The organism is Pararhizobium polonicum (assembly GCF_001687365.1).
In the GTDB taxonomy this organism is placed as follows: domain Bacteria; phylum Pseudomonadota; class Alphaproteobacteria; order Rhizobiales; family Rhizobiaceae; genus Pararhizobium; species Pararhizobium polonicum.
In genome coordinates this window covers 90,432-114,178 of sequence record NZ_LGLV01000009.1, presented here as the reverse complement: position 1 = coordinate 114,178, position 23,747 = coordinate 90,432, and the positions used below count along the sequence as shown (strand labels likewise).

General features: G+C 62.4%; 19 protein-coding genes. 17 read left to right on the top strand and 2 right to left on the bottom strand.

Annotation, left to right across the window (positions count from 1 at the left end):
- The first annotated feature begins 88 nt into the window (after positions 1-88).
- From ADU59_RS15375 to ADU59_RS15365, 3 genes are all read left to right on the top strand, one after another.
- A complete protein-coding gene (locus tag ADU59_RS15375; RefSeq protein WP_244506442.1) occupies positions 89-2,221 on the top strand; it encodes a peptidase domain-containing ABC transporter in 2,133 nt (710 codons plus the stop codon).
- Entirely contained in the window at positions 2,218-3,462 is a 1,245-nt protein-coding gene (locus ADU59_RS15370; RefSeq protein WP_068955018.1) for an HlyD family secretion protein, read from the top strand. The genes ADU59_RS15375 and ADU59_RS15370 overlap by 4 nt, the downstream gene beginning before the upstream one ends.
- Positions 3,463-3,530: 68 nt before the next feature.
- Complete coding sequence (locus ADU59_RS15365) at positions 3,531-3,767, top strand: flagellar hook protein (RefSeq protein WP_068955017.1); 237 nt, start codon at positions 3,531-3,533, stop codon at positions 3,765-3,767.
- A 79-nt stretch (positions 3,768-3,846) separates the two neighbouring features.
- Here the strand turns inward: ADU59_RS15365 and ADU59_RS15360 are convergent, their stop codons facing one another.
- Complete coding sequence (locus ADU59_RS15360; RefSeq protein WP_068955167.1) at positions 3,847-5,265, bottom strand: helix-turn-helix domain-containing protein; 1,419 nt, start codon at positions 5,263-5,265, stop codon at positions 3,847-3,849.
- Positions 5,266-5,393: 128 nt separating this feature from the next.
- Here ADU59_RS15360 and ADU59_RS15355 point away from each other — a divergent pair, with 128 nt between their 5' ends.
- Together ADU59_RS15355 and ADU59_RS15350 are read left to right on the top strand one after the other, a co-directional pair.
- Positions 5,394-6,926 (top strand): acyl-CoA carboxylase subunit beta, encoded by a 1,533-nt coding sequence (locus ADU59_RS15355; protein ID WP_068955016.1) that lies wholly within the window; start codon positions 5,394-5,396, stop codon positions 6,924-6,926.
- 161 nt (positions 6,927-7,087) lie between these two features.
- Positions 7,088-9,091, top strand: coding sequence for an acetyl-CoA carboxylase biotin carboxylase subunit (locus tag ADU59_RS15350; protein ID WP_068955015.1), 2,004 nt, complete (start codon positions 7,088-7,090; stop codon positions 9,089-9,091).
- A 738-nt stretch (positions 9,092-9,829) separates the two neighbouring features.
- On the opposite strand, the gene ADU59_RS30650 is transcribed toward ADU59_RS15350, so the two are convergent.
- Complete coding sequence (locus ADU59_RS30650) at positions 9,830-10,081, bottom strand: hypothetical protein (protein WP_158515727.1); 252 nt, start codon at positions 10,079-10,081, stop codon at positions 9,830-9,832.
- Between the two features lie 53 nt (positions 10,082-10,134).
- On the opposite strand from ADU59_RS30650, the gene scpA reads away from it, so the two are divergent.
- From scpA to ADU59_RS15285, 12 genes are all read left to right on the top strand, one after another.
- Positions 10,135-12,276 (top strand): methylmalonyl-CoA mutase, encoded by a 2,142-nt coding sequence (gene scpA, locus ADU59_RS15340; protein ID WP_068955013.1) that lies wholly within the window; start codon positions 10,135-10,137, stop codon positions 12,274-12,276.
- A 104-nt stretch (positions 12,277-12,380) separates the two neighbouring features.
- Positions 12,381-13,001 carry a cupin domain-containing protein gene (locus ADU59_RS15335; protein ID WP_068955012.1) on the top strand — a complete coding sequence of 207 codons (621 nt, stop codon included), beginning with the start codon at positions 12,381-12,383 and terminating at the stop codon, positions 12,999-13,001.
- Positions 13,002-13,146: 145 nt separating this feature from the next.
- Positions 13,147-14,088: an ABC transporter substrate-binding protein gene (locus ADU59_RS15330; RefSeq protein ID WP_068955011.1), complete on the top strand. Its 942-nt coding sequence runs from the start codon at positions 13,147-13,149 to the stop codon at positions 14,086-14,088.
- Between the two features lie 80 nt (positions 14,089-14,168).
- On the top strand, positions 14,169-14,966 hold the full coding sequence (locus ADU59_RS15325; RefSeq protein WP_068955010.1) for an ATP-binding cassette domain-containing protein: 798 nt from the start codon (positions 14,169-14,171) through the stop codon (positions 14,964-14,966).
- A 2-nt stretch (positions 14,967-14,968) separates the two neighbouring features.
- Positions 14,969-15,988, top strand: a complete 1,020-nt coding sequence (locus tag ADU59_RS15320) for an ABC transporter permease (RefSeq protein WP_425332023.1) — start codon at positions 14,969-14,971, stop codon at positions 15,986-15,988.
- Position 15,989: 1 nt separating this feature from the next.
- Positions 15,990-17,078 (top strand): phosphotriesterase family protein, encoded by a 1,089-nt coding sequence (locus ADU59_RS15315; protein ID WP_068955008.1) that lies wholly within the window; start codon positions 15,990-15,992, stop codon positions 17,076-17,078.
- A 29-nt stretch (positions 17,079-17,107) separates the two neighbouring features.
- Positions 17,108-17,878 carry a glutamine amidotransferase gene (locus ADU59_RS15310; RefSeq protein ID WP_068955007.1) on the top strand — a complete coding sequence of 257 codons (771 nt, stop codon included), beginning with the start codon at positions 17,108-17,110 and terminating at the stop codon, positions 17,876-17,878.
- 3 nt (positions 17,879-17,881) lie between these two features.
- A complete protein-coding gene (locus tag ADU59_RS15305; protein WP_068955006.1) occupies positions 17,882-18,793 on the top strand; it encodes a ribokinase in 912 nt (303 codons plus the stop codon).
- Positions 18,790-19,653, top strand: a complete 864-nt coding sequence (locus ADU59_RS15300; RefSeq protein WP_068955005.1) for a BtpA/SgcQ family protein — start codon at positions 18,790-18,792, stop codon at positions 19,651-19,653. Before ADU59_RS15305 ends, ADU59_RS15300 begins: the two co-directional genes overlap by 4 nt.
- Complete coding sequence (locus ADU59_RS15295; RefSeq protein WP_068955004.1) at positions 19,650-20,894, top strand: Zn-dependent hydrolase; 1,245 nt, start codon at positions 19,650-19,652, stop codon at positions 20,892-20,894. The genes ADU59_RS15300 and ADU59_RS15295 overlap by 4 nt, the downstream gene beginning before the upstream one ends.
- Before the next feature lie 156 nt (positions 20,895-21,050).
- Positions 21,051-22,307, top strand: a complete 1,257-nt coding sequence (locus ADU59_RS15290; RefSeq protein WP_068955003.1) for an MFS transporter — start codon at positions 21,051-21,053, stop codon at positions 22,305-22,307.
- 3 nt (positions 22,308-22,310) lie between these two features.
- Complete coding sequence (locus ADU59_RS15285; protein ID WP_068955002.1) at positions 22,311-23,747, top strand: DHA2 family efflux MFS transporter permease subunit; 1,437 nt, start codon at positions 22,311-22,313, stop codon at positions 23,745-23,747.

Here is a 23,747-nt window from a genome sequence, read left to right as displayed (position 1 = left end):
CCGTGCGCCGTCAGCCTCCACCATAACAAACCAGTTCTGAACTCCAGGGCGCGCAGGTTTTCATTCAAGCGCGCGATAGGATCGTCAGTTGCTCCTCAATGCCCTTCATAACCGCTCCCGCATCGAGCCGCTGCTTCAGTCTGAAGCGGCCGAGTGCGGACTGGCGTGCCTGGCCATGGTGGCAAGCCACCATGGCCACCGGGTGACGCTGTCGGAACTCCGGCGCCGCCATGTCGTGTCGTTGAAGGGCGCGACGCTGAAGACCCTTATCTCCGTCGCCGATGGCCTGGGTTTTGCCAGCCGGCCGGTCAGGCTGGAGATGGAGGACATCGGACGGCTGCGAATGCCGTGCGTCCTGCACTGGGACATGTCGCATTATGTCGTGCTGAGCAGGGTCACGCCGACCCGCATCGAGGTGCACGATCCGGCCAGCGGACTGAGGCGGCTGTCCCATGCGGAGGCCTCCAGGCATTTTACCGGTGTGGCACTCGAACTGATGCCCGCCGCCAGCTTTCAAAAGCGCAAGCTTGTCGAGCGGGTGCGGCTGGGGGATCTGTGGTCGAAGACCGCCGGCTTCATTCCCAGCCTGCTGCAGATTCTGGCCCTCTCGTCCCTGCTGCAGCTGTTCAGCCTGCTGTCTCCCCTCGTCAATCAGATGATCGTCGACGAGGCAATCTCCAAGGGCGATCTCGACCTCCTGAACGTCATTGTCATCGGCGCCGGTTTGCTGCTGTTGATACAGACCGGCACGACCCTGCTGCGCGGTTACGTGCAGATGCATTTCAGCACGCTTCTGACGTTTCAGATGCGCGGCAATCTGTTGCGCCACGCACTGCGCCTGCCTGTGCCGTGGTTCGAGAAAAGACGCCTCGGCGATATCCTCTCCCGTTTCAACTCGCTGCAGCCGGTGCAGGACCTGCTCACCGGCGGCCTCGTCTCCGCTGTCATGGACGGAGCCATGGCGATCATCACCCTGGTGGTGATGCTGATCTACGCGCCGTCTCTGACGGCCATGGTGCTGGCCTCGCTGGCGCTTGTCGTCGCTGTCCGGCTCGGCACCTTCCCCTGGCTGAAGAGCCTCACCAATGAGGGTATCCAGTATCAGGCCAAGGTGGACAGCGTCTTTCTGGAAACCATCCGCGGCGCCCGCGCCTTCAAGCTGTTCGGCCGGGAACTGGAGCGCCACGGCGTCTGGCAGAACGCCTATGCCGACAGCATGAACAACAATGTCCGCGTTCAGAAAGTCAATCTCAACGGCACGGCCGGCCTGTCCTTGCTGATGGGAGCGGCGGCTGTTTTCATCCTGTATCTCGGTGCTGCGGCGATCATCCGGGGCGAGATGACGCTGGGCATGCTGCTGGCTTTCCTGTCCTACCAGAGCCAGTTCAGCACGGCGGCCCTGTCGCTTGTCGAACAATATTTCAAATTCCGCATGACCGGCCTGCATCTGGAACGGCTGGCGGACGCGGTGCATCAGGATCTCGAGCCGGGGCTGGAAGCCGAGGCGCGGATCAACCGCCCGTTCGCGGGCGCGCTGGAAGCGCGCAACCTCTGCTTCCGCTATGCCGAACGCGAACCCTGGGTGTTCAAGGATGTCTCGCTGGGCATCGAGCCGGGGCAGTCCGTGGTGTTTGTCGGGCCGTCCGGCGGCGGCAAGTCGACGCTTTTGAAGCTGCTCATCGGACTTTATCCTGCCGGAGAAGGCGAAGTGCTCGCCGACGGCCTGCCTCTGAACGCATGGGGTACACGAGCCTACCGCGAACGCATCGGCGTGGTGATGCAGGACGACCAGCTGTTTGCCGGCACGATCGCCGACAACATCGCCTTCTTCGATCCCGACATGGACATGGAGCGCGTCGAGGAAGTGGCCGGGCTGGTCGGCATCCGTGACGAGATCCTGCGCATGCCGATGGGCTACATGACCCTGGTCGGCGACCTCGGATCCACCCTGTCGGGCGGCCAGCAACAGCGCGTTCTGCTCGCCCGCGCCCTTTACCGCCGCCCGTCCATCCTGTTCCTCGACGAGGGGACGGCCAATCTGGACGTGCTTGCCGAGCGCCGGGTCATGCAGGCGCTGCGCACCATCGGCATTACCCAGGTCATGGTCGCCCATCGCCCCGGCGCCATCGAGGGTGCTCACCGGGTTTTTGCCGTCGAAAACAGCAAGGTCCGTGAACTGGTGCGCGACGTGCAGGCCCAGCCATTGCAGGTGGTGCCATGAGCACCGGATTGTTCCGCCCGCAGGCCATTGAGCACCGCCGCCGGCTTCGCGGCGAGGTGATGATCGTGCAGCCGGTGCGCCACAAGGTGATGACGGCGGTTCTGGGCCTCTTCGTGCTGGCCGGCGGCACCTATCTGGTGACCGGCACCTATGCCCGCAAGGAGACCGTGCAAGGCTATATCGCGCCGATCGGAGGCCTCGCCCAGATATATGCCACCAAGGGCGGCACTGTCTCGAAGGTGCTGGTGCACGAAGGCGATATCGTCGCTCAGGGCCAGCCCCTGGTGGAGCTGTCACTTGAAACGGCCGGCATCGACGGCCCGGTGGGCGAAAAGCTGCGGCTGGAGACGGAAGCCCGCATCCAGGCGATCGACACCCAGATGGCGGCGGCAACGGCCCGTTTTGAAGAAGAGAGCCGGCGCCTGTCCGCCCGGGTAGCAGGTCTCGGCGAAGAATTGTCGAGCCAGGAAAGCCGTCTGTCGTCGGAGCGCAAGCTGCAAGCCCTGCAGGCGGAGGATGCGAGCCGCTACGGTCAACTTCAGGCCAAGGGAAGCGGCACGCGGTTTGAGCTGTCGCGCCTGCAGCAGCAGGCCCTGACCCAGGACGGCGTCATTCACGAACTGGAGCGGCAGAAAGAATCGCGTGGCGGCGACCTCAGCGATGCCCGCTCGCAGCTGGCAAGCCTGCCGGCGGAGCGCGAGGACAAACTGGCGCAATTGCGCGGCCTGCGCAGCGAACTCGAGCAATCCCTGGCGCAGCTGCAGGTCAACCGCTCCTACGTCATGGTTGCGCCCGTGGCCGGCCGGGTTGCCGTGCTGCAGGCTCAGCTGGGACAGACGGCGGCGGCGCAATCGCCCCTCTTGGCTCTGGTGCCAACCGCCAGCAGCCTGGAAGCCAACCTGCTGGTGCCACCGCGCGCCGCCGGACTGATCCAGCCGGGACAGGACGTGCGGCTGAGAATCGACGCCTTCCCCTACCAGCGTTTCGGCGCGATTTCGGGCCATGTCGTGCAGGTTTCGCGCGCCACCTACCGCGAGGGCGAGCTGCTTGCCCCGATCGCATTCAAAGACACCGTTTACCGCGTCACCGTCAGTCTGGAGCGTACCAGCGTCACCGCCTATGGCGAAGACCGGCCGCTGGCTCCCGGCATGACCCTTCTCGGCGATGTCATCACCGACCGCCGCCACTTCACCGACTGGGTATTGGATCCCTTGAGGGCAATAGGCAGCCGGCGACAATAAGAAGGGGAGGCCATTCCGGTACATCCTCCGAAACCAGACTTGAAATCCAAGATCAACAGGAGACTAAAATGAACACGATCACTGAAATCAACACCGACATGCTTGATCTCGTCAGCGGCGGCGCTTCGTCCTTCGCCTCCACGATCGACATCGCTGCCGATGGCACCGTCAGCGGCACCTACACGCTTGGCGACCGTTCCGGCAGCTTCTCCTCCAAGCTGTCGATCCCGGTCTACAAGGCCGGTACGGTCTCCATCACCGCATCGGCGGGCTCGGTGAGCCTCGACAGCTCGTTCGCCGCTTAATCCGGTCTGACGATATTATCCCGGCAGCTGGAAACAGCTGCCGGTTCCATCAAACACGCATGAACATTCAATGGCGCCTTCAAGCCTCGCCGATCGTGTAGGGCAGCACCGTTCTCCTGTCGTGGTCGACCTGGATTTTCCGCATGAGCGGCGGCACCGCTCTTTGCGGGCAGGCTACCCGCTCGCAGATCCGGCATGAGATCCCGATCGGCGCAAAGTTTGCCTTGGCCGACAGATCGAGATCGTCGGCATAGACGAAGGCATGGGCGTATGAGATCTCGCAGCCGAAAGCGATGGCGTAGCGGGGTTGCGGGCTATGATAGCCGGCGCCGGACTTGGTGATCTGCGTGGCAAGACAGAGGTAGCGCGCGCCGTCGGGCGTCTCCGCCAGTTGCCGGATGATGCGCCCCTGCGCCTCGAATGCCTCGTGCACGTTCCACAACGGACAGGCCGCGCCAAACCGGGCGAATTGAAGCTTCGTCGAGCTGTGCCTCTTCGTGATATTGCCGGCGCGGTCGATCCGCGCGAAGAACACCGGCACGCCCTTGTTGCCCGGACGCTGCAATGTACTCAGCCTGTGGCAGACCTGCTCGAGGCTGGCGCCGAAACGGGCAGCCAGCAGATCGAGATCGTGCCGCAGGCTGTTGGTCGCCACGAGGAAGTCGCCATAGGGCAACAGCAGCGCCCCGGCGAAGTAATTCTGCAGGCCGATCTTGCAGATTTCCACGGCTTCGACAGTGCGGAAATTGGCCTCGCGCGCAATCGACTGGATGAGGTCCGGCACGTGCAGCTGGGCGACCTGCAGGGCGAGCTGGAAATCCCGCGTCGCCGCCGGCGCGTAACGGTTGATCAGCAGCGTCCCGGAGGGGCGGTCGAATTGCCTGAGCGCATCATTGTCCAGTTCCGAGCGCTTCACGTCGATCTGATGCCGCGACTTCAGAAAACCGGAGAGGGCCGCGTAGCTGTCTGCGTCTCCCAGACCGAGCTCGCCCGCCAGCGCCTCGGCTTCGACATCCAGCGCATGGATATAGTTGTCGACGAAATGGAAGAAGTCGCGCACTTCCTCGTAAGGGGTCGTTTCCGCCAGCGAGGCCGAACGGCCAAGACTGTCGCTCAGGCTGACGAGCTGCTCGCCGTTGCGCTTATATCCCTGATGCGCCCGGATGAATGCCCGCGCCAGATTGGGCGCGCTCTGGGTGACGAGCTTCAGCTCCTGAAAATTGGGGGCGAGGTTCTCGAACAACGGGTCTGTCAGCGCTTCCGTCAGGGCGGATAAAAGCCGGTCGCCTTCGCCGGACGACAGCTCGCTCATGTTGATCTGGAATTTTTCGGCGAGAGCCACCAGAACCGCGGCGGAAACCGGCCGCTGATTGTTTTCGATCTGGTTCAGATAGCTCGTGGAAATGCCGATGCGCTCGGCAAACTGCGCCTGGGTCGCCCTGTTGGCGTCCCGCAATTCCCTGACTTTTCTGCCGATGAACAGCTTGCCGATCGCCATGTTCGCAACTTTGCAATAATTGATTTGCATTTTTATAGTTTACTCATGCGCGCACGATCAAGTGTTTTGTCAACCGCCCGGCTCGGCTACAAACCGCTCATCGTCACAGCCGTCGAAGTGGAAATGACATGCGATCCGTCCTTGAGCAGCTTGAGCAGCGACGCGCCGAAGCCCGGCTTGGCGGCGGGCAGAAGCGCATCGATGCCCAACATGCCAAGGGCAAGCTGACGGCCCGCGAACGGATCGAGGTGCTGCTCGACGAGGGCTCGTTCGAAGAATACGATATGTACGTCACCCACCGTGCCGTTGATTTCGGCATGGCTGAACAGAAGGTCGCCGGCGACGGCGTCGTCACCGGCTGGGGCACGATCAACGGTCGCCAGGTCTATGTTTTCTCCCAGGATTTCACCGTGCTCGGCGGTTCTCTATCGGAAACACACGCGCAGAAAATCTGCAAGATCATGGACATGGCGCTGAGAAACGGAGCGCCCATCATCGGCCTCAACGATTCGGGCGGCGCCCGCATACAGGAAGGCGTGGCCTCGCTCGCCGGCTATGCCGAGGTTTTCCGCCGCAATGCCGAGGCCTCCGGCGTCATCCCGCAGATTTCGGTGATCATGGGCCCTTGCGCCGGCGGCGCTGTCTATTCGCCGGCGATGACCGATTTCATCTTCATGGTCCGCGACACCTCCTACATGTTCGTGACTGGTCCGGACGTGGTCAAGACCGTCACCAACGAGATCGTCACGGCGGAAGAGCTGGGCGGTGCGCGCACGCACACCACCAGGTCGTCGGTGGCGGACGGCGCCTTCGAAAACGATGTCGAAGCGCTCGAGCAGATCCGCCTGCTGTTTGATTTCCTACCCGCCAACAACCGCGAACAGGCACCCGTGCGCCCGTTCTTCGACGATCCTGCCCGCATCGAGCACCGTCTCGATACCCTGATTCCGGATTCCTCGAACAAACCCTATGACATGAAGGAGCTGATCCTCGCGATCGCCGACGAGGGCGATTTCTTCGAGATCCAGCAAGCCTTCGCCAGAAACATCCTCACCGGCTTCATCCGCATCGAAGGCCAGTCCGTCGGCGTCGTCGCCAACCAGCCGATGGTGCTGGCCGGTTGCCTCGATATCGACTCATCGCGCAAGGCCGCCCGCTTCGTCCGGTTTTGCGACGCCTTCAACATCCCGCTTCTCACGCTCGTCGACGTCCCGGGCTTCCTGCCCGGCACGTCCCAGGAGTATGACGGCGTCATCAAGCACGGCGCCAAGCTGCTGTTCGCCTATAGCCAGGCAACCGTGCCGATGGTGACGCTGATCACGCGAAAAGCCTATGGCGGCGCCTATGACGTCATGGCGTCGAAGCATATCGGCGCCGACGTCAACTATGCCTGGCCGACCGCCGAGATCGCCGTCATGGGTGCAAAAGGCGCCACCGAAATCCTCTACCGTTCCGAACTGGGCGACCCGGAGAAGATCGCGGCGCGCACCAAGGAATATGAGGAACGTTTCGCCAACCCCTTCGTCGCGGCCGAACGCGGCTTCATCGACGAGGTGATCATGCCCCATTCGTCGCGCCGCCGCATCGCGCGGGCATTCGCCTCGCTGCGAAACAAGCGCAGCGACGTGCGCTGGCGCAAGCATGACACGATACCGTTATGAGCGGCATGCCCAACGCCCTGGAATTGAGAGAAGCCGTTGCCGGGGATGAGCATCCGGTTTCTTTACAGCGGCCGGTTTTCACGTCTCGTGCGAAAACGCGAAGTCCATTACGATGGAATGGCCGGCCCGTCATCCAGAACCCATCACTTACGGAATAACACATGTTTAAAAAGCTTCTGATTGCCAATCGCGGCGAGATTGCCTGCCGGGTCATCAAGACCGCGCGGAAGATGGGGATTGCGACGGTTGCGGTCTATTCGGATGCGGACGCCGACGCGCTGCATGTGAAACTAGCGGATGAGGCGGTGCATATCGGGCCGGCACCATCGAACCAGTCCTATATCGTCATCGACAGGATCTTGGAGGCGATCCGCAAGACCGGCGCCGATGCCGTACATCCGGGGTATGGCTTCCTGTCGGAGAATGCGGCCTTTGCTGAGGCGCTGGAGAAGGAAGGCGTCGCCTTCGTCGGCCCGCCGGTGGGCGCAATTTCAGCGATGGGCGACAAGATCACCTCGAAGAAGCTGGCGGCGGAAGCCGGCGTGTCCACCGTGCCCGGCCATATGGGGCTGATTGCCGATGCGGACGAGGCGGTGAAAATCTCCGCTTCGATCGGCTATCCGGTGATGATCAAGGCATCGGCCGGCGGTGGCGGCAAGGGCATGCGCATCGCCTGGAACGACGCGGAAGCACGCGAAGGCTTCCAGGCCTCGAAGAACGAGGCGAAGGCATCGTTCGGCGACGACCGCATCTTCATCGAGAAATTCGTCACCCAGCCGCGCCATATCGAGATCCAGGTGCTGGGCGACAAACACGGCACGGTGCTCTATCTCGGCGAGCGCGAATGCTCGATCCAGCGGCGCAACCAGAAGGTCATCGAGGAGGCCCCCTCGCCCTTTCTCGATGAGAAGACCCGCCGCGCCATGGGCGAACAGGCCGTCGCCCTGTCGAAGGTGGTCGGCTATCATTCGGCAGGCACCGTCGAATTCATCGTCGATGGCAACAGAAACTTCTACTTCCTCGAGATGAACACCCGCCTGCAGGTCGAGCATCCCGTCACCGAGCTGATCACCGGCATCGATCTGGTCGAACAGATGATCCGGGTGGCATCGGGCGAAAAGCTGTCGTTTGCTCAGGACGACGTCAAACTCAATGGCTGGGCGATCGAAAGCCGGCTCTATGCCGAGGACCCCTATCGCAACTTCCTGCCCTCGATCGGCCGTCTCTCCCGCTACCGGCCGCCGGTCGAAGGCACGAAGCCCGACGGCACCATCGTGCGCAACGATACCGGCGTCTTTGAGGGCGGCGAGATCTCGATGTATTACGATCCGATGGTGGCCAAACTCTGCACCTGGGCTCCCGATCGGCTAACCGCGATCGACGCGATGTCGGCGGCCCTCGACGATTTCGAGGTCGAAGGCATCGGCCATAACCTGCCGTTCCTGTCGGCTGTCATGCAGCATGAGCGGTTTCGCTCGGGAAGGATCACCACGGCCTTCATCGCCGAGGAGTTTGCCGATGGTTTCCACGGGGTCGAGCCGGATCCGGCATCTGCGCAGACACTGGCGGCGGTCGCCACGCTCGTCCATCAGGCGCTGCAGAACCGCGCCGTGCAGATCTCCGGCACTATCGGCAATCACCGCCGGGTGATCGGCAAGGATTGGGTCGTCAGTTTCAACGGAACAGACCATGCCGTGACGCTCGGCACATCCGCCGATGGCGCCTTCGCCGTGTTTGCAGATGGCAGCGTGCTGACGGTGGCCGGCGACTGGACGCCCGGCCGCAGCCATGCCGCCTTCACGATCGGCGGCACGGCAATGGGCGTGAAGATCGACCTTGCGGGCACCGGCATCCGCCTGCGCTGGCGCGGCATCGATATCACCACACATGTGCGCAGCCCGCGCGTTGCCGAGCTTGCCCGGCTGATGCCGAAGAAATTGCCGCCGGACACCTCGAAAATGCTGCTCTGCCCGATGCCCGGCGTCATCACCGTGGTTGCGGTTTCCGAGGGCGAGACGGTGGAAGCCGGCCAGCCGCTGGCCACCGTCGAGGCGATGAAGATGGAAAACACTTTGCGCGCCGAACGGCGCGGCGTGGTGAAAAGGATCGCGGTCACGGCCGGCGCGAGCCTTGCCGTGGACGAGCTGATCCTGGAGTTCGAGTAGCCCTAAAAATTCCCCTCACCTGCAATTTCTAACACTTAGCTAAAGCTAAGATGTTGAAATTGCTTCCTCTCCCACAGGGGGAGAGGTACGATGCGGAGAGTGCGGCACTTTCCCTCTCCCCTTGTGGGAGCGGTTACAAAATCAAGACCTTAGCTTCAGCTAAGTCTTAGATTTTGTTGGTGAGGGGATCGGGGATGCAAATCCCGGTCTCCCTGTGAAAAAACAACGGCTTCAGAGAAACCGAATGACCTTTCATCCCCGCCCAAAGCACCCATGCCATACTCTTTCCATCCCGCCGTCGGATACGCTGCCAGGCGTGGCAGTGAGGCGGGACCGGCGCCGGGTGCAAGGGGATGACGTAAACCCTGGCATCGGGGGTCTGCGGAAAATGGTCTCCCTCCGGCGACACGGGGAGAAGCGGACGGGCAACGGATCAGCCTTGCCGCTTCGGATGCCCGAAAGAGCGCGCCGGGTTTGCCTGTGCGGCATGCAGGGTGGCAGACGGAATGGTTTCGCCGGACGTGCCAAACGTCCGTCCAATGCCTCGGATATTCCCCGGATTCAATTGGGGGATGAGGCGCTGGCAGGCACCGGCGGCGGCCGGGTGGAGTGTTGCCGATCAATCGGTTCGGCCGCGCTCCATCGGGTCAAACGAACACCATTCCGGCGAGCCACCTCAGAGGGACCCAAGTCGCAGGCAAAAACCGCTGAACGGGGTGCTGAAGGGTGCCATCTATTCTACTCTATCGAGGCAGCTTTCAGCGCCCCGTCCGAGTTTATTGAAAGCAAACCCACGGCGCGGATCGCGCGCGTGGTTGAAAGCGGTTGATTCGTGATGGAAAGACAGATGATGCCTACATCCTCTCCGTCATCCTCGCCCTTGTGGCGGGGATCCAGCCGCGCCGCGTCTGCGGCGCGAAAGACCTCTTTCACGCGATGGACATCGCGTGGCTGGATTCCTGTGACAAGCACAGGAATGACGGATTTCACATCTCCCGCACATCAATCATTTTACCCGCTGCCCGGCGAATTGGAGGAACCCCATGTCCGATAACAAAACCCTCGCCGACTGGTCAGCCCTTGCCGAACGCGAGCTCAAATCCCCGCCGGAAACGCTGACCTGGCAGACGCCGGAAGGCATCGCCGTCAAGCCGCTCTATACGCAGGCTGATCTTGAGACCGTGGACCATCTCGGCTCGCTGCCGGGGCTTGCGCCGTTCACCCGCGGTCCGCGCGCCACCATGTATGCCGGACGGCCCTGGACGATCCGCCAATATGCCGGCTTCTCCACTGCCGAGGCCTCAAACGCCTTCTACCGCAAGGCCCTGGCGGCCGGCCAGCAGGGCGTCTCCGTCGCCTTCGATCTGGCCACCCATCGCGGCTATGACTCAGACCATCCGCGCGTCGAGGGCGATGTCGGCAAGGCGGGCGTGGCGATCGATTCGGTCGAGGACATGAAGATCCTGTTCGACGGCATTCCGCTCGAAAAAATCTCGGTGTCGATGACCATGAACGGCGCCGTCATTCCGATCCTGGCCTCGTTCATCGTTGCCGGCGAGGAACAGGGCGTCCCGCGGTCGCAGCTATCCGGCACCATCCAGAACGACATCCTCAAGGAGTTCATGGTCCGCAACACCTATATCTATCCGCCCGAACCCTCGATGCGGATCGTTGCCGATATCATCGACTATACCGCCCGCGAGATGCCGAAGTTCAACTCCATCTCGATCTCCGGCTATCACATGCAGGAGGCCGGTGCGACGCTTACGCAGGAACTGGCCTTCACGCTGGCCGATGGCCGCGAATATGTCCGCGCCGCCATCGCCAAGGGATTGAGCGTCGACGAATTCGCCGGCCGCCTGTCGTTCTTCTTCGCCATCGGCATGAACTTCTTCATGGAAGCCGCCAAGCTACGCGCCGCCCGCCTGCTCTGGACCCGGATCATGCAGGGCTTCGAGCCGAAGAAACAATCCTCGCTGATGCTGCGCACCCATTGCCAGACATCCGGCGTCTCGCTGCAGGAGCAGGATCCCTACAACAACATCATCCGCACGGCGTTTGAGGCAATGTCGGCGGTGCTCGGCGGCACCCAGTCGCTGCACACCAATTCCTTCGACGAGGCGATCGCGCTGCCGACCGAGTTTTCCTCACGCATTGCCCGCAACACCCAGCTCATCCTCCAGCACGAGACCGGCGTCACCCGCGTCGTCGATCCGCTGGCCGGCTCCTACTATGTCGAAAGCCTGACGGCGGAACTGGCGGAACAGGCCTGGGCGCTGATGGAGGAGGTCGAAGCGCTCGGCGGCATGACCCAAGCGGTGGCCGAGGGCCTGCCCAAGCGGCTGATCGAGGAAGCCGCCACCCGAAGGCAGGCCGCCGTCGACAAGGGCGAGGAAGTCATCGTCGGCGTCAACAAATACCGGCTCGAAACCGAGGACGATCTCGACATTCTCGATATCGACAATGCCGCCGTGCGCACCGCCCAGATCAGACGCATCGAGGAAACCCGCCGCCGCCGCGACACGGCCGAGGTCACCTTAGCACTCGAAGCCCTGACCGAAGTCGCCCGCAGCGGCAACGGCAATATTCTCGAAGCCGCCGTCACCGCCGCCCGCGCCCGCGCTACCGTTGGCGAGATCTCCGATGCCCTGCGCGTGGTGTTCGGCGATCACACCGCCGTTCCCGAAGTGGTCAGCGATATCTACGGCGACGCCTACAGGGACGAGCCGGAACTGGCGACGCTGGCCGCCCGGCTTGCCGATGTCACCCGCTCGATCGGCCGCAAGCCGAAGATCATGGTCGCCAAGCTCGGTCAGGACGGCCACGATCGCGGCGCCAAGATCATCGCGTCGGCCTTTGGTGATATCGGCTTCGACGTGCTGGCCGGCCCGCTGTTCCAGACGCCCGGCGAGGCCGCCGATCTGGCGCTTGCCGCACACGTCCATGTCGTCGGCGTCTCGTCGCTGGCTGCCGGCCACAAGACGCTGCTGCCGCAGCTGGTCGAGGCGCTCAAGGCCAAGGGCGGCGGCGATGTCATCGTCGTCTGCGGTGGCGTCGTGCCCCGCCAGGACTACCAGTTCCTCATCGATCACGGCGTCGCCGCCGTCTTCGGACCCGGGACAAACGTCATGGAAGCCGCCCAGGCCGTCATCGACCTCATCGAAGGAAAAATCCGCAACGTATGAGGCAGGCAGCGCCATTGTATTCAAGAGACTTGATTGCGATGAAAGATGAATGGTAATCGTGATGTCCGGCACTCTCGCATTCAACAACAGAAGACAAAAATCGGATGAAAAAAGGGCTTGAATTGACGGCGGCCATTCCCGGCGAGGACGATGTCCAGACCGCCAACCCGGCCCGTCTGGGCGTGCGTCTGCGGCTTGCGCGCCAGACACGCGGCATGACGCTGAAAGCGCTGTCGGACGCGGCCAATTGCTCGGAAAGCCTGCTGTCGAAAATCGAAAACGGCAAGGCATCTCCGTCCTTGCCCATGCTGCACCGTCTGGTGGGCGCACTGGAGACGAATATCGGCTGGATGTTCGAGGAATCCGACGGGGAAGAGGGCATCATCTTCCGTGCGGGAACCCGGCCGTTGATTGCGCTCGACCCCTTGCGGCGTGGCGAAGGGATTTCGCTGGAGCGGATCATCCCCTATTCGGCCGGCCATCTGCTCCAGTGCAATATCCATCATATCGAGGAAAGCGGCGAAAGCGCCGGCCCGATCCAGCATGCCGGAGAAGAGGTCGGCTATCTGCTGGCCGGAGAGATCGAACTGATTGTCGACGGCAAGAGCTTCATGCTTGCGGCCGGCGATGCCTTCGTCTTCAATTCCGAACTGCCGCATCACTATCGCAATGTCGGCCGTGAGCGGGCGAGCATCTTCTGGGTCAACACCCCGGCCACGTTCTGATCCATCCGGCTGATCCAGCCGGAACCCCCTTGGAAAGATAAATTCAAGAGACTTGATAAAAATTCAAGTCTCTTGAATTATGCCCTGGCGCTCAAGCGCGAGATGAGCCCGGCTACGGGCCTTTCCGACAACAAGGGGAACCCGAATGCGCCTTTCCAGATTTCTGATCCGCAGCACCGCAGCCGTCGTCATGACACTGGCTTTCGGCGCCGCATCCGCCAGCGCCGATACGTTTGCGCTCGTCACCATCAACCAGCAGGCCCTGTTCTTCAACCAGATCAATGACGGCGCGCAGAAGGCTGCGGATGCCGCCGGTGCCAAGCTGGTGATCTTCAACGCCAACAACGTGCCATCAGCCCAGAACGACGCGATCGAGAACTACATTACCCAGAAGGTCGACGGCATCATTCTGGTGGCCATCGATGTCAACGGCGTGAAACCTGCGATCACGGCCGCCAAGACAGCCGGCATCCCGGTCATCGCCATCGACGCGCAGATCCCGGAAGGCGACAACATCTCCTTCATCGGCGTCGACAATGCCAAGGCCGGCGAAGACATCGGCAAGTTCTTTTCCGACCATGTGAAATCCGACATGTCCGGCACCGCCAAGACCGGTATCGTCGGCGCGCTCAATTCCTTCATTCAGAACCAGCGTCTCGACGGCTTCAAGAAGGCCGTGACCGACGGCGGCCAGGCCGTCACCTTCCTTGACACGGTCGATGGCCAGAACCAGCAGGACATCGCGCTGGGTGCTGCCGAGAACCTGATGACCGCCAACCCCGACATGACGACGATCTACGCCACCGGCGAACCGCAGCTGATCGGCGCCGTTTCGGCCGTCGAAAGCCAGGGCCGCCAGAAGGACGTCAAGATCTTCGGCTGGGACCTGACGGCACAGGCCGTCAAGGGCATCGAAGAAGGCTGGGTCACAGCCGTCGTCCAGCAGGATCCGGCCGGCGAAGGCAAGGCTGCCGTCGAAGCGCTGGTCAAGCTGAAGAAGGGCGAAACCATCGAGCCGGTCATCAACGTTCCCGTGACCATCGTCACCAAGGACAACGTTGCCCAGTTCAAGGACATGTTCAAATAAGGGTTTTTCCCGCATCATCGCGGCATGGCCGGTTTGAGGAAACCGGCCACGCCCGTTCAGGCAATAGGGGAGACCCCACCATGACCGATGGCATACCCTACCGCGTCCGGATGACCGGTATTTCGAAACGCTACAATCCCATTCAGACGCTGGACACTGTCTCGCTGACGCTGAAGCCCGGCGAAGTGCTGGGGCTGGTCGGAGACAACGGCGCCGGCAAGTCGACGCTGAGCAAGGTGCTTTCCGGCGCCGTCATTCCCGACAGCGGCACCATCGAGATCGACGGCAAGGCCGTTTCCTTTGCATCGCCGGCCGATGCGCGCGCCGCCCATGTCGAAATGGTCTACCAGGACCTGTCGCTCTGCGACACGGTGGATGTGGCCGGCAATCTTTTCCTCGGCCGCGAACCGCGCCGCCGGATCCTCGGCGTACCCTTCCTCGACAACAGGAAGATGCATGGCCTGACGCGCGACATGCTCGACCGTCTCGGCATCGTCATTGCCGATACCCGGCTGAAGGTCGAAAACCTGTCCGGCGGCCAGCGCCAGTCGATCGCTATCGGCCGCGCTGCCTCCTTCGAGCCCAAGGTCCTCATCATGGACGAGCCGACGGCAGCGCTGGCCGTGGCCGAGGTCGAAGCCGTGCTGGAACTGATCCGCACGGTCAGCGCCCGCGGCGTCAGCGTCATTCTGATCACCCACCGCCTGCAGGACCTGTTCCTCGTCTGCGACCGCATCCAGGTGATGTATGAAGGCCGCAATGTTGCCGAACGGCTGATCGGCGAAACCAGCATCGAGGAAGTCGTCAACCTGATCGTCGGGCGCAAATTTTCCGCCCGTTCCGCCCGGCACGGCAATGAAACCGGAGTTTCCGCATGAGCATGCCCTCAACCCAAACCGGGCATGCCGGTTCTCACGTCTCGCCCTCGCGTCTGCGCAAGGCGACGCTCTGGGACAAGCTGCTGGCCAACGGCAGCGTCGTGTCGATCGCCCTGTTCTTCCTCGTCGTCTGCGTCGTCTTTTCGGTCATCACCGATGCCTTCCTGACAGCACCCAACCTGCTCAACATCATCCGCCAGTCGGCGCCGCTCTTGATCGTTGCCGCCGCCATGACCTTCGTCATCACCACCGGCGGTATCGATCTGTCTGTTGGTTCGGTGCTGGCGCTGGTCGCCACGCTGTCGGCGACGGCGCTGCAGGCGGGGCTCGCCTGGCCGCTGGTCATTCTGTTGATGCTGCTGCTCGGGGTCATCATCGGGGCGATCCACGGTTTCTTCATCGCCTATGAGCGCATCCCGGCCTTCATCGTCACGCTGGCGGGCCTGTCCGTCATCCGTGGCCTGGCGCTGCTGATCACCGGTGGCTACTCGATCCCGGTCGATCCGGCGAGCTTCTTCAATGTCATCGGCAGATCCTGGTTCCTCGGCGTCCCCGTGCCGGCGCTGATCGCCTTTACCGTGCTGCTGATCGCCTATGTCGTCTTCAACAAAACCCCGTTCGGCCGCTACGTCACCGGTATCGGCGCCAATGCCGAAGCCGTGCGCCGTGCCGGTATCGACACGCGCTTCACGACGCTGTTCGTCTATATTCTCTCCAGCGCTGCGGCCGCACTCGCCGGCATCATCGTCACCGCCCGTCTCGGTTCCGGTTCGTCCAATGCCGGTCAGGGCTTCGAACTCGAAGTCATCGCCGCCGTGGTATTGGGCGGCACCAGCCTGTTCGGCGGCCGGGGAACGGTTGTCGGAACGGTGCTTGGCGCATTGACCGTCGCTGTCATCGCCAACGGCCTGATCCTCGCCCATATGTCGCCGTTTCTCACCCCCATCGTCACGGGCACGATCATCCTGATTGCCGTCTGGCTCAACTTCCGCCTGTTCCGCGGCGCGGCCAGAGGCAAGTGATATGGATCACCTATTCGAAACGCCCCCGAAAGAACGGGCGGAAATCGGTGTCGCAACGGGAGCGGTGATGACCGTTCTCGGCCCCGTGCCGGTCGCCGACATGGGCATCACCCTGATGCACGAGCACATCCTGCTCGATGGCGCCAAATCCTGGCGCTGCCCCTGCCATCCGGAGGCTCAGGCCATCGGCGAGCAGAAGGTCAGCATGGAGATCATCGGTGAATTGCGGATGAACCCCTATATGAACCGCGACAATGTTTCGCTCGATGACAGCGATCTGGCGCTGTCAGAACTGAAGCGGTTTCAGGCGCTTGGCGGCCACACGGTCGTCGACACCACCAATATCGGCATTGGCCGCGAACCGGCCAAACTCGCCCGCATTGCAAAAATGTCCGGTCTGAAAATCGTCATGGGCACCGGCTTCTATCTCGAATTCAGCCATCCCGACTGGCTGAAGGCCATGGATGTGGACGAGGTAACCAACTTCATCGTCAACGATGTCGGCGGCGGCGAGACCCAGCCCGATGTCATGGCCGGCATCATCGGTGAAATCGGCGTTAGCAAGGATTTCACATCCGAAGAGCGCAAATCCCTGCGTGCGGCTGCCCGGGCCTCGAAGATCACCGGCGTGCCGCTCTCTATCCATCTGCCCGGGTGGGAGCGGCTGGCCCATGAGGTTCTCGATATCGTCGAGGAGGAAGGGGCCGACCTGCGTCACACCGTTCTCTGCCACATGAACCCGAGCCATGACGATCTGCCCTATCAGAAGGCGCTGGCCGAGCGCGGCGCCTTTCTGGAATATGACATGATCGGCATGGATTTCTATTATGCTGATCAGGACGCCCAGTCGCCATCGGACGAGCAGAACGCCCGCGCGATCCGCTCGCTGATCGATATGGGCTATAGCAACCGCATTCTGCTCTCGCAGGACGTGTTCCTGAAAATCATGCTCACCCGCTACGGCGGCTTCGGCTATGGCTTCATTCTGAAGCATTTCCTGCCGCGCCTGAAACGTCACGGGGTCGATCAGGCCGCCATCGACCGGATGCTGATCGACAACCCGAAATCCGTTTTCTCCAGCGCGCTCTGAGCGCTGTTCATAAAGTCCAAGGAGTTTCCATGTCCAAGTCCAAAGTTCTTCTCGCAGGCGAGTCCTGGGTTTCCACTGCCACCCATATCAAGGGTTTCGACCAGTTCCCGACCGTGACCTATCACACCGGCGCCGATGAGCTTCTGGCTGCGCTGAAGGACAGCCCCTTCGATGTCCAGTTCATGCCGGCGCATGAGGCCCAGCGCGACTTCCCGCAGTCGCTGGAAGCGCTGTCTGCCTATGACGCGATCATCCTGTCGGATATCGGCGCCAATACGCTGCTGCTGCATCCCGACACCTGGATCCACTCCAAGACCACGCCGAACCGTCTTCGCCTGCTGCGCGATTATGTCCGCAACGGTGGCGCGCTCCTGATGTTCGGTGGCTATTACAGCTTCCAGGGCATCAATGGCGGCGCCCGTTATCACAAGACACCGGTCGAAGAGGTGCTGCCGGTCTCCTGCCTGTCGGTCGATGACCGGATGGAAGTGCCGGAAGGCTTTGCCCCGGTCGTCACCGGCAAGGAGAGCCACCCGATCCTCAAGGGCCTCGGCACCGACTGGCCGGTGCTGCTCGGCTACAATGAAGTGACGGTCAAGGATGGCGCTGAGGTTCTGGCAACGGTCTCGACCGATTACGGTTCGCAGCCATTGCTGGTCACCGGAACCTATGGCAAGGGCCGCACCGTCGCCTGGACCTCCGATGTCGGCCCTCATTGGCTGCCGTCGAGCTTCATTGCCTGGCCGGGCTACAAGACCCTGTTCGAACAGATGCTTGCCTGGGCAACGGCGAAGGCCTGATCCATGCGCGTCCATGTCGCCGGCAATGTCTGCATCGACACCACCTTCCGTCTCGACCGCTTTCCGCAAGCGGGCGAGACGCGAAACGCGATGAGCCATGCCGACGGCCTCGGCGGCAAGGGTGCCAATCAGGCGGTCGCCGCCGCACGCACCGGGGCACCGGTCACGCTCTGGGCGGCGACCGGCCGGGATGCCGAGGCTGCACGAATCCGGGCAGGACTGGCGGGCGAAGTCGATATGTTGCGCCTCACTAACTTCGACCTGCCGACCGACCGCTCGACCATCGCCGTCGATGCCGGGGGCGAGAACCTCATCATCAGCGGCGTTTCCTGCGCGGCGGCGTTCAAGCCGCTGTACCATTCGGATATCGGGGACGAGGTCGGCAGGGGCGATATTGTCGTCATGCAAGGCAATCTGGACGAGGAAGCAACAGCGGATTGCCTTCGCGAAGCAAACAGGAAGGGCGCCCGGACGATCCTCAATGCCAGCCCCTTGCCGAAGGACACCTATCCAGACTTCTCCTCCGTCGATTTCCTCATCGTGAATGAGGGCGAGGCGCAAGCCATCAGCAGCTTCTCAAATCTGAAGGATGCTGCCGCCGAACTGACCCATCTCGGCGCAATGAATGTCATCGTTACGCTCGGCGCACGCGGTTGCCTGCTTCTGAGACGCGGCAGCAAACCCGTCTCCATACCGGCGCCGCCTGTGACTGCGGTGGATACCAGCGGTGCGGGCGATGTGCTCTGCGGCACCTTTGCCGGATGTCTGGCAAAGGGCGCATCGGTTGCTTCCGCCCTGGAAATCGCAATGCGCACGGCTGCGATCGCCGTCACACGCAACGGCACGCTCGCGTCCTGTCCCAGCAGGCAGGAACTCATCGATCTCATGAAAAACATGGAAACGGAACACGCATGACACAATCCTCAAAACCGGTCGGTTCGGCCTCAAAACCGGTCGGTCCGGGCACCGGCGATGCGATCACCTCCCTCTTCGGCCGCAGCAAGGCCGTCATCGGCGTCGTGCATCTGGCCCCTCTGCCCGGCGCGCCGCGCTATAAGGGCGAGGCTGTGGAGGATATCTACAGCCAGGGACTGGATGATGCCCGCGCCTATCTCGAAGGCGGCTGCGATGGCGTCATCGTTGAAAACCACGGCGACATTCCGTTTTCCAAGCCGGATGATATCGGGCCGGAAACTGCCGCCTACATGTCGGTGATTTCCGATCGCATCCGCCGCGCGCTCGGCCGCCCGATCGGCATCAACGTGCTGGCCAATGCCGCCATTCCGGCACTGTCCATTGCCAGCGCCAGCGGTGCCGGCTTCGTGCGCGTCAACCAGTGGGCCAATGCCTATGTCGCCAATGAAGGGCTCATCGAGGGCGAGGCTGCCCGTGCCATGCGCTACCGCGCGAAACTGCGCGCCAACGGCATCAAGATCTTTGCCGATGCCCATGTGAAGCACGGCGCCCATGCGATCGTCGCCGACCGGCCGGTCGAGGAACAGGTCAAGGATCTGGTCTTCTTCGATGCCGACGCGGTCATCGCCACCGGCCAGCGCACGGGCCACGCCGCCGATCTCGGTTACATCCGCCTGATCAAGGAAGCCGCCGGCCTGCCGACGCTGGTCGGTAGCGGCGTCACGCCGGACAATGCCCGCGACATCCTCGACATTGTCGACGGCGTCATCGTTGCGAGCTCGCTGAAATATGACGGCGTCTGGTGGAACAAGGTGGAGAAGGCACGCGTCACGGCCTTCATTGCCGGATTGAAGAAATGACCCCCCCAGCGCAGATCAACGGCGCGCGCCTGCTCAAGAGACTTGACGACTTCGCCGCCATCGGCGCAACGCCAGCCGGCGGCGTCAACCGGCAGGCGCTTGATCCGCACGATCGGGCCGCCCGCGCGCTTCTCACTAGTCTGGCGCTGGAGCGCGGCTTCCGCGTCTTTCAGGATCCCCTGGCCAACCTGTTCATTCGCCGCGACGGCAAAAATAACCACCTTCCACCCTTTCTCATCGGCAGCCACCTCGACAGCCAGCCGACAGGCGGACGCTATGACGGCGCGCTCGGAACGCTTGCCGCCTTCGAGGTTCTGGAAACCCTGGAAGACGCGCAGATAGAAACAGACGTGCCGGTCGAAATGGTCGCCTGGACAAACGAGGAGGGCAGCCGGTTTGCGCCGGGAGCCATGGGCTCGATGGCATTTTCGCTCGGGCACATTCCGCAGGATTGGCACGACATCCGGGGAACAGACGGGGCATTGTGGCGCGATGCCCTGGCCGCAACGCTTGCGGCTCTGCCCATAGCCGAGCCCAGACCGCTCGGGTTTCCGATCTCGGGTTATCTCGAACTTCACATCGAGCAGGGCCCTTCCCTGGAAAAGGAGAATATCCCGATCGGCATCGTCACCGGCGTGCAGGGGACCCGCTGGCTTGAGGTCACCGTTACGGGCCAGGCGGCGCATGCCGGGACAACCCAGCTGGCCTTTCGCCGCGACCCCATGGCGGCCGTTACCTCAGCCCTGCACACGCTGTATGAAACCGTCATGCCTGCGGACGAAAACGCACGCCTGACGATTGGCCGGATCGCCGCCCTCCCCGGCTCCGTCAATGCCATTCCGGGGTCCGTCAGCCTCAGTGTCGACCTGCGCCATCCGCAAGCCGATCGCCTCGACAGCATCGAAACGCAAGTGCTGGCGGCCTTTCAGGATTCGGCAGCCCTGCATGGCTGCAAAGTCGATATTCGCAAGACATTCGACATGAGCCCCGCCCCATTTTCCACGGCTGTTATCGAAAGCGTGGAACAGGCAGCCCGCCATCTCGGGCTCCCGTTCAAGCACATGGTCTCCGGTGCCTTTCACGACGCGCTCTATGTGGCGCGGGTTGCGCCCGCCGCCATGATTTTCGTGCCTTGCAGGGACGGTCTGAGCCACAACGAGGCTGAATACGTCGAACCGGAGCACAGCATCGCCGGAGCCCGCATGCTGCTTCAATCGACTCTGGATGTTCCGGGGCGGTGAACGACGATAACTGGATCGATACCAATTATCTCGATGCGGCCGACAAGGACGTCGATTCCAATCAGCAACACGTTTATACTGCGTCATATGTCCGCCGGGTTTGTGGGTGACCACGACCCGGCGAATGCATGATGAATCCCAACTCCTCAAGACCTTATGACAGCCATTCCATCCGATCAGCGGCTGATGCCCGAGCCGAAGAGCCGCAACTTCATCCTGTTTTCCATCGCCCAATGCGTCAGTTTCTCAGGTGACTGGATGCAGAAGGCGGCGATTGGCTGGCTGGTCTGGGAGCTGACCCATTCGCCCGCCTGGGTCGGCGCCGTGGCCTTGTCCGATCTCATCGCGGCCTTCTGGGTTGCCCCGCTTGCCGGTACGGTGACCGATCGCAGCAATCCCTACAGGCTGATCTGGCTGACGCAGGTTCTTGCCATGGCGAACTCCTGCCTCATCTGGCTGCTGGTTGTGCTGGGTCTTGTTTCGCCCTGGCTCCTGCTGGCCTGGGCCGTGATGGATTCGACGCTGCAGGGCTTCAATCAGCCGGCCCGGATGATGGTAACCGGTGCGCTGGCGCCGCACGGGCGGGTCTCGCAGGCGATCGCGGCCAACTCGATCGCCGCCAATCTTGCCAGAAGCATCGGCCCGATGGTCGGCGGTTTCATCATGGTGCATTCCGGCGTCAGCGACGTGTTTCTCATCAACGCCGTCTCCTTCGTCGCCATCATGGCCGTTCTCGTCCATGTCCGCCCGTGGATCGACCGCCCGGGGCTGGCGGTACGCTCAGTGCACTTTACCGGCGATATCGTCTCCGGCTTCCGCTATATTCTTCGTGCTCCGCAGGTGGCGATGTTGTTTGCGCTCACGCTTTCGTTCTCCCTGCTGGCACGCCCCTTCACCGAACTCTTCCCGGCTCTGGCGGGCGGCACGTTCAAGGGCGGCCCCGATACGCTGGGCCTGCTCATGGCGGCGCAAGGCATCGGTGCCCTGTTCGGGGCCGGCTGGATGCTCCGGAAGCGAGCGGTGGGTACGCTGGTGCGGATCACCTTTGCCGCTGCCCTGGGCATCGCCGTTTCGCTCATTCTCTTTTCAACGACGGGCACGCTGGCTTTGGCGCTACCGCTCATTGCCTTTGCGGGGCTCTTCCACGTCGTCTGCAACATCGGCATGCAAACCATGGCGCAGACGATGAGCGAACCGGCCATGCGTGGCCGTGTGCTGGCACTCTATACGCTAGTTTTCCGGGCAGGTCCGGCGCTCGGCGCTTTCCTGATCGGCTTTGCCGCCCACCGGTTCGACCTGCAGATTCTGATCGGGCTTGCCGCCGGAGCTTTCCTCATCGGCATTATCCTCGCCATCCCTGCAGTTCGCAGCGTCTATTTCGCCGAACGCAGCCCCACCAGCCCGCAAGGATAAGCAATGACCGTGGTCAACACAGCAGAAAGCGGCGAGACACCGTCGTCATCCAGCAATTCGCGGCTGGTGGCCCTTGTCGTTGCCGTCTCTTTCTTCATGCAGATGCTGGATTCCACCATCGTCGTCACCTCGCTGCCGCAGATGGCCAGCTCCTTCGGTGTGCAGCCGGTGGCCATGAGCATCGGGCTGACGGTCTATATGCTGACCATGGCAGCCTTCATTCCGCTGTCCGGCTGGCTCGGTAACCGTTACGGCGCCCGCAATGTCTTCCTGGCGGCAATCGCGATCTTCGTCGTCGCGTCGCTGTTCTGCGGCCTGTCCACGACGCTTGCCGAGTTCATCGCCGCCCGCGCGGTGCAGGGCTTCGGCAGCGCGCTGATGAACCCGATCGGACGCATTATCGTCCTGCGGAATGCGCCGAAACACGAGCTGATCAATGCCGTGGCGCTGATCACCTGGCCGGCACTGATCGCCCCCGTCATCGGACCGGTGCTCGGCAGCTTCATTACCACCTATTTCAGCTGGCACTGGAACTTCTTCATCAACATCCCCATCGGCCTCATCGGTCTGGCACTCGTCTGGCATTTTGTGCCGCAGCAGAAAGAGGAGGATACGGGCAGGCTGGATATCATCGGCTTCGTGCTTTCGGCACTCGGCCTCACTCTGCTGCTGGCGGGACTGGAAAGCTTCGTTCACGGAGCCATAACGGCAGGTCCGGTCATTCTCCTGCTCGTCGCAGGCCTCGTCTTCTCCGCATGGGCCATCCGCCATTTTCGCAGATCCGCCAATCCGCTTCTGGATCTCTCGCCGTTTGCCATCCCGACATTCGCCTTTTCAACGCTGTCTGCCGGCACGGCGTCGAGGCTGGCGATCAACGCCATGCCGTTTCTGATCCCGCTTCTTTTCCAGGTCGGCTTCGGTCTCGATGCGATCGCGACGGGAACCTATATTCTGGTCTATTTCGCCGGCAACCTGGCGATGAAATCGGTGACGACGCCGCTTCTGCGCCGGTTCGGCTTTAGAACGGTTCTGGTGATCAACGGCATGATCGCCGCAGCCTCTATCGCCGCCTGCGCCATTCTGTCGCCGGCAACGCCGGACGCGGCAATCTACGCGCTCCTGTTCATTGCCGGGCTCTCCCGGTCCATGCAGTTCACGGCGTTGAACACGGTGGGCTTTGCCGACATTACACCGGCACAACGCAGTTCCGCATCGACGCTGTCGAGCATGCTGCAGCAGCTCTCCATGGTGCTTGGCGTCGCTGTCGCCGCGGCGGTTTTGAGCCTGTCTCAACATCTGCGTGGCGGAGCATCGCTGTCGCTCGCCGATTTTCGATGGTCATTCGTTGCAATCGGCGCAATCGGCATCATTGCGTCGCTCCGTTTTTTAGGGTTGCAACATAATGCCGGCGTCGAGGTCTCCGGGCATTCGCCGAAGTAA

Bases quoted from the DNA above. Each gene is read 5' to 3' on its own strand.
- ADU59_RS15355 (WP_068955016.1), top strand. From the start codon at position 5,394: ATGCGATCCGTCCTTGAGCAGCTTGAGCAGCGACGCGCCGAAGCCCGG.
- ADU59_RS15335 (WP_068955012.1), top strand. From the start codon at position 12,381: ATGAAAAAAGGGCTTGAATTGACGGCGGCCATTCCCGGCGAGGACGAT.
- ADU59_RS15330 (WP_068955011.1), top strand. From the start codon at position 13,147: ATGCGCCTTTCCAGATTTCTGATCCGCAGCACCGCAGCCGTCGTCATG.
- ADU59_RS15370 (WP_068955018.1), top strand. From the start codon at position 2,218: ATGAGCACCGGATTGTTCCGCCCGCAGGCCATTGAGCACCGCCGCCGG.
- ADU59_RS15295 (WP_068955004.1), top strand. From the start codon at position 19,650: ATGACCCCCCCAGCGCAGATCAACGGCGCGCGCCTGCTCAAGAGACTT.
- ADU59_RS15300 (WP_068955005.1), top strand. From the start codon at position 18,790: ATGACACAATCCTCAAAACCGGTCGGTTCGGCCTCAAAACCGGTCGGT.
- ADU59_RS15310 (WP_068955007.1), top strand. From the start codon at position 17,108: ATGTCCAAGTCCAAAGTTCTTCTCGCAGGCGAGTCCTGGGTTTCCACT.
- scpA (WP_068955013.1), top strand. From the start codon at position 10,135: ATGTCCGATAACAAAACCCTCGCCGACTGGTCAGCCCTTGCCGAACGC.
- ADU59_RS15305 (WP_068955006.1), top strand. From the start codon at position 17,882: ATGCGCGTCCATGTCGCCGGCAATGTCTGCATCGACACCACCTTCCGT.
- ADU59_RS15365 (WP_068955017.1), top strand. From the start codon at position 3,531: ATGAACACGATCACTGAAATCAACACCGACATGCTTGATCTCGTCAGC.
- ADU59_RS15290 (WP_068955003.1), top strand. From the start codon at position 21,051: ATGACAGCCATTCCATCCGATCAGCGGCTGATGCCCGAGCCGAAGAGC.
- ADU59_RS15360 (WP_068955167.1), bottom strand. From the start codon at position 5,265: ATGGCGATCGGCAAGCTGTTCATCGGCAGAAAAGTCAGGGAATTGCGG.
- ADU59_RS15320 (WP_425332023.1), top strand. From the start codon at position 14,969: ATGCCCTCAACCCAAACCGGGCATGCCGGTTCTCACGTCTCGCCCTCG.
- ADU59_RS15285 (WP_068955002.1), top strand. From the start codon at position 22,311: ATGACCGTGGTCAACACAGCAGAAAGCGGCGAGACACCGTCGTCATCC.
- ADU59_RS15325 (WP_068955010.1), top strand. From the start codon at position 14,169: ATGACCGATGGCATACCCTACCGCGTCCGGATGACCGGTATTTCGAAA.
- ADU59_RS15350 (WP_068955015.1), top strand. From the start codon at position 7,088: ATGTTTAAAAAGCTTCTGATTGCCAATCGCGGCGAGATTGCCTGCCGG.
- ADU59_RS15315 (WP_068955008.1), top strand. From the start codon at position 15,990: ATGGATCACCTATTCGAAACGCCCCCGAAAGAACGGGCGGAAATCGGT.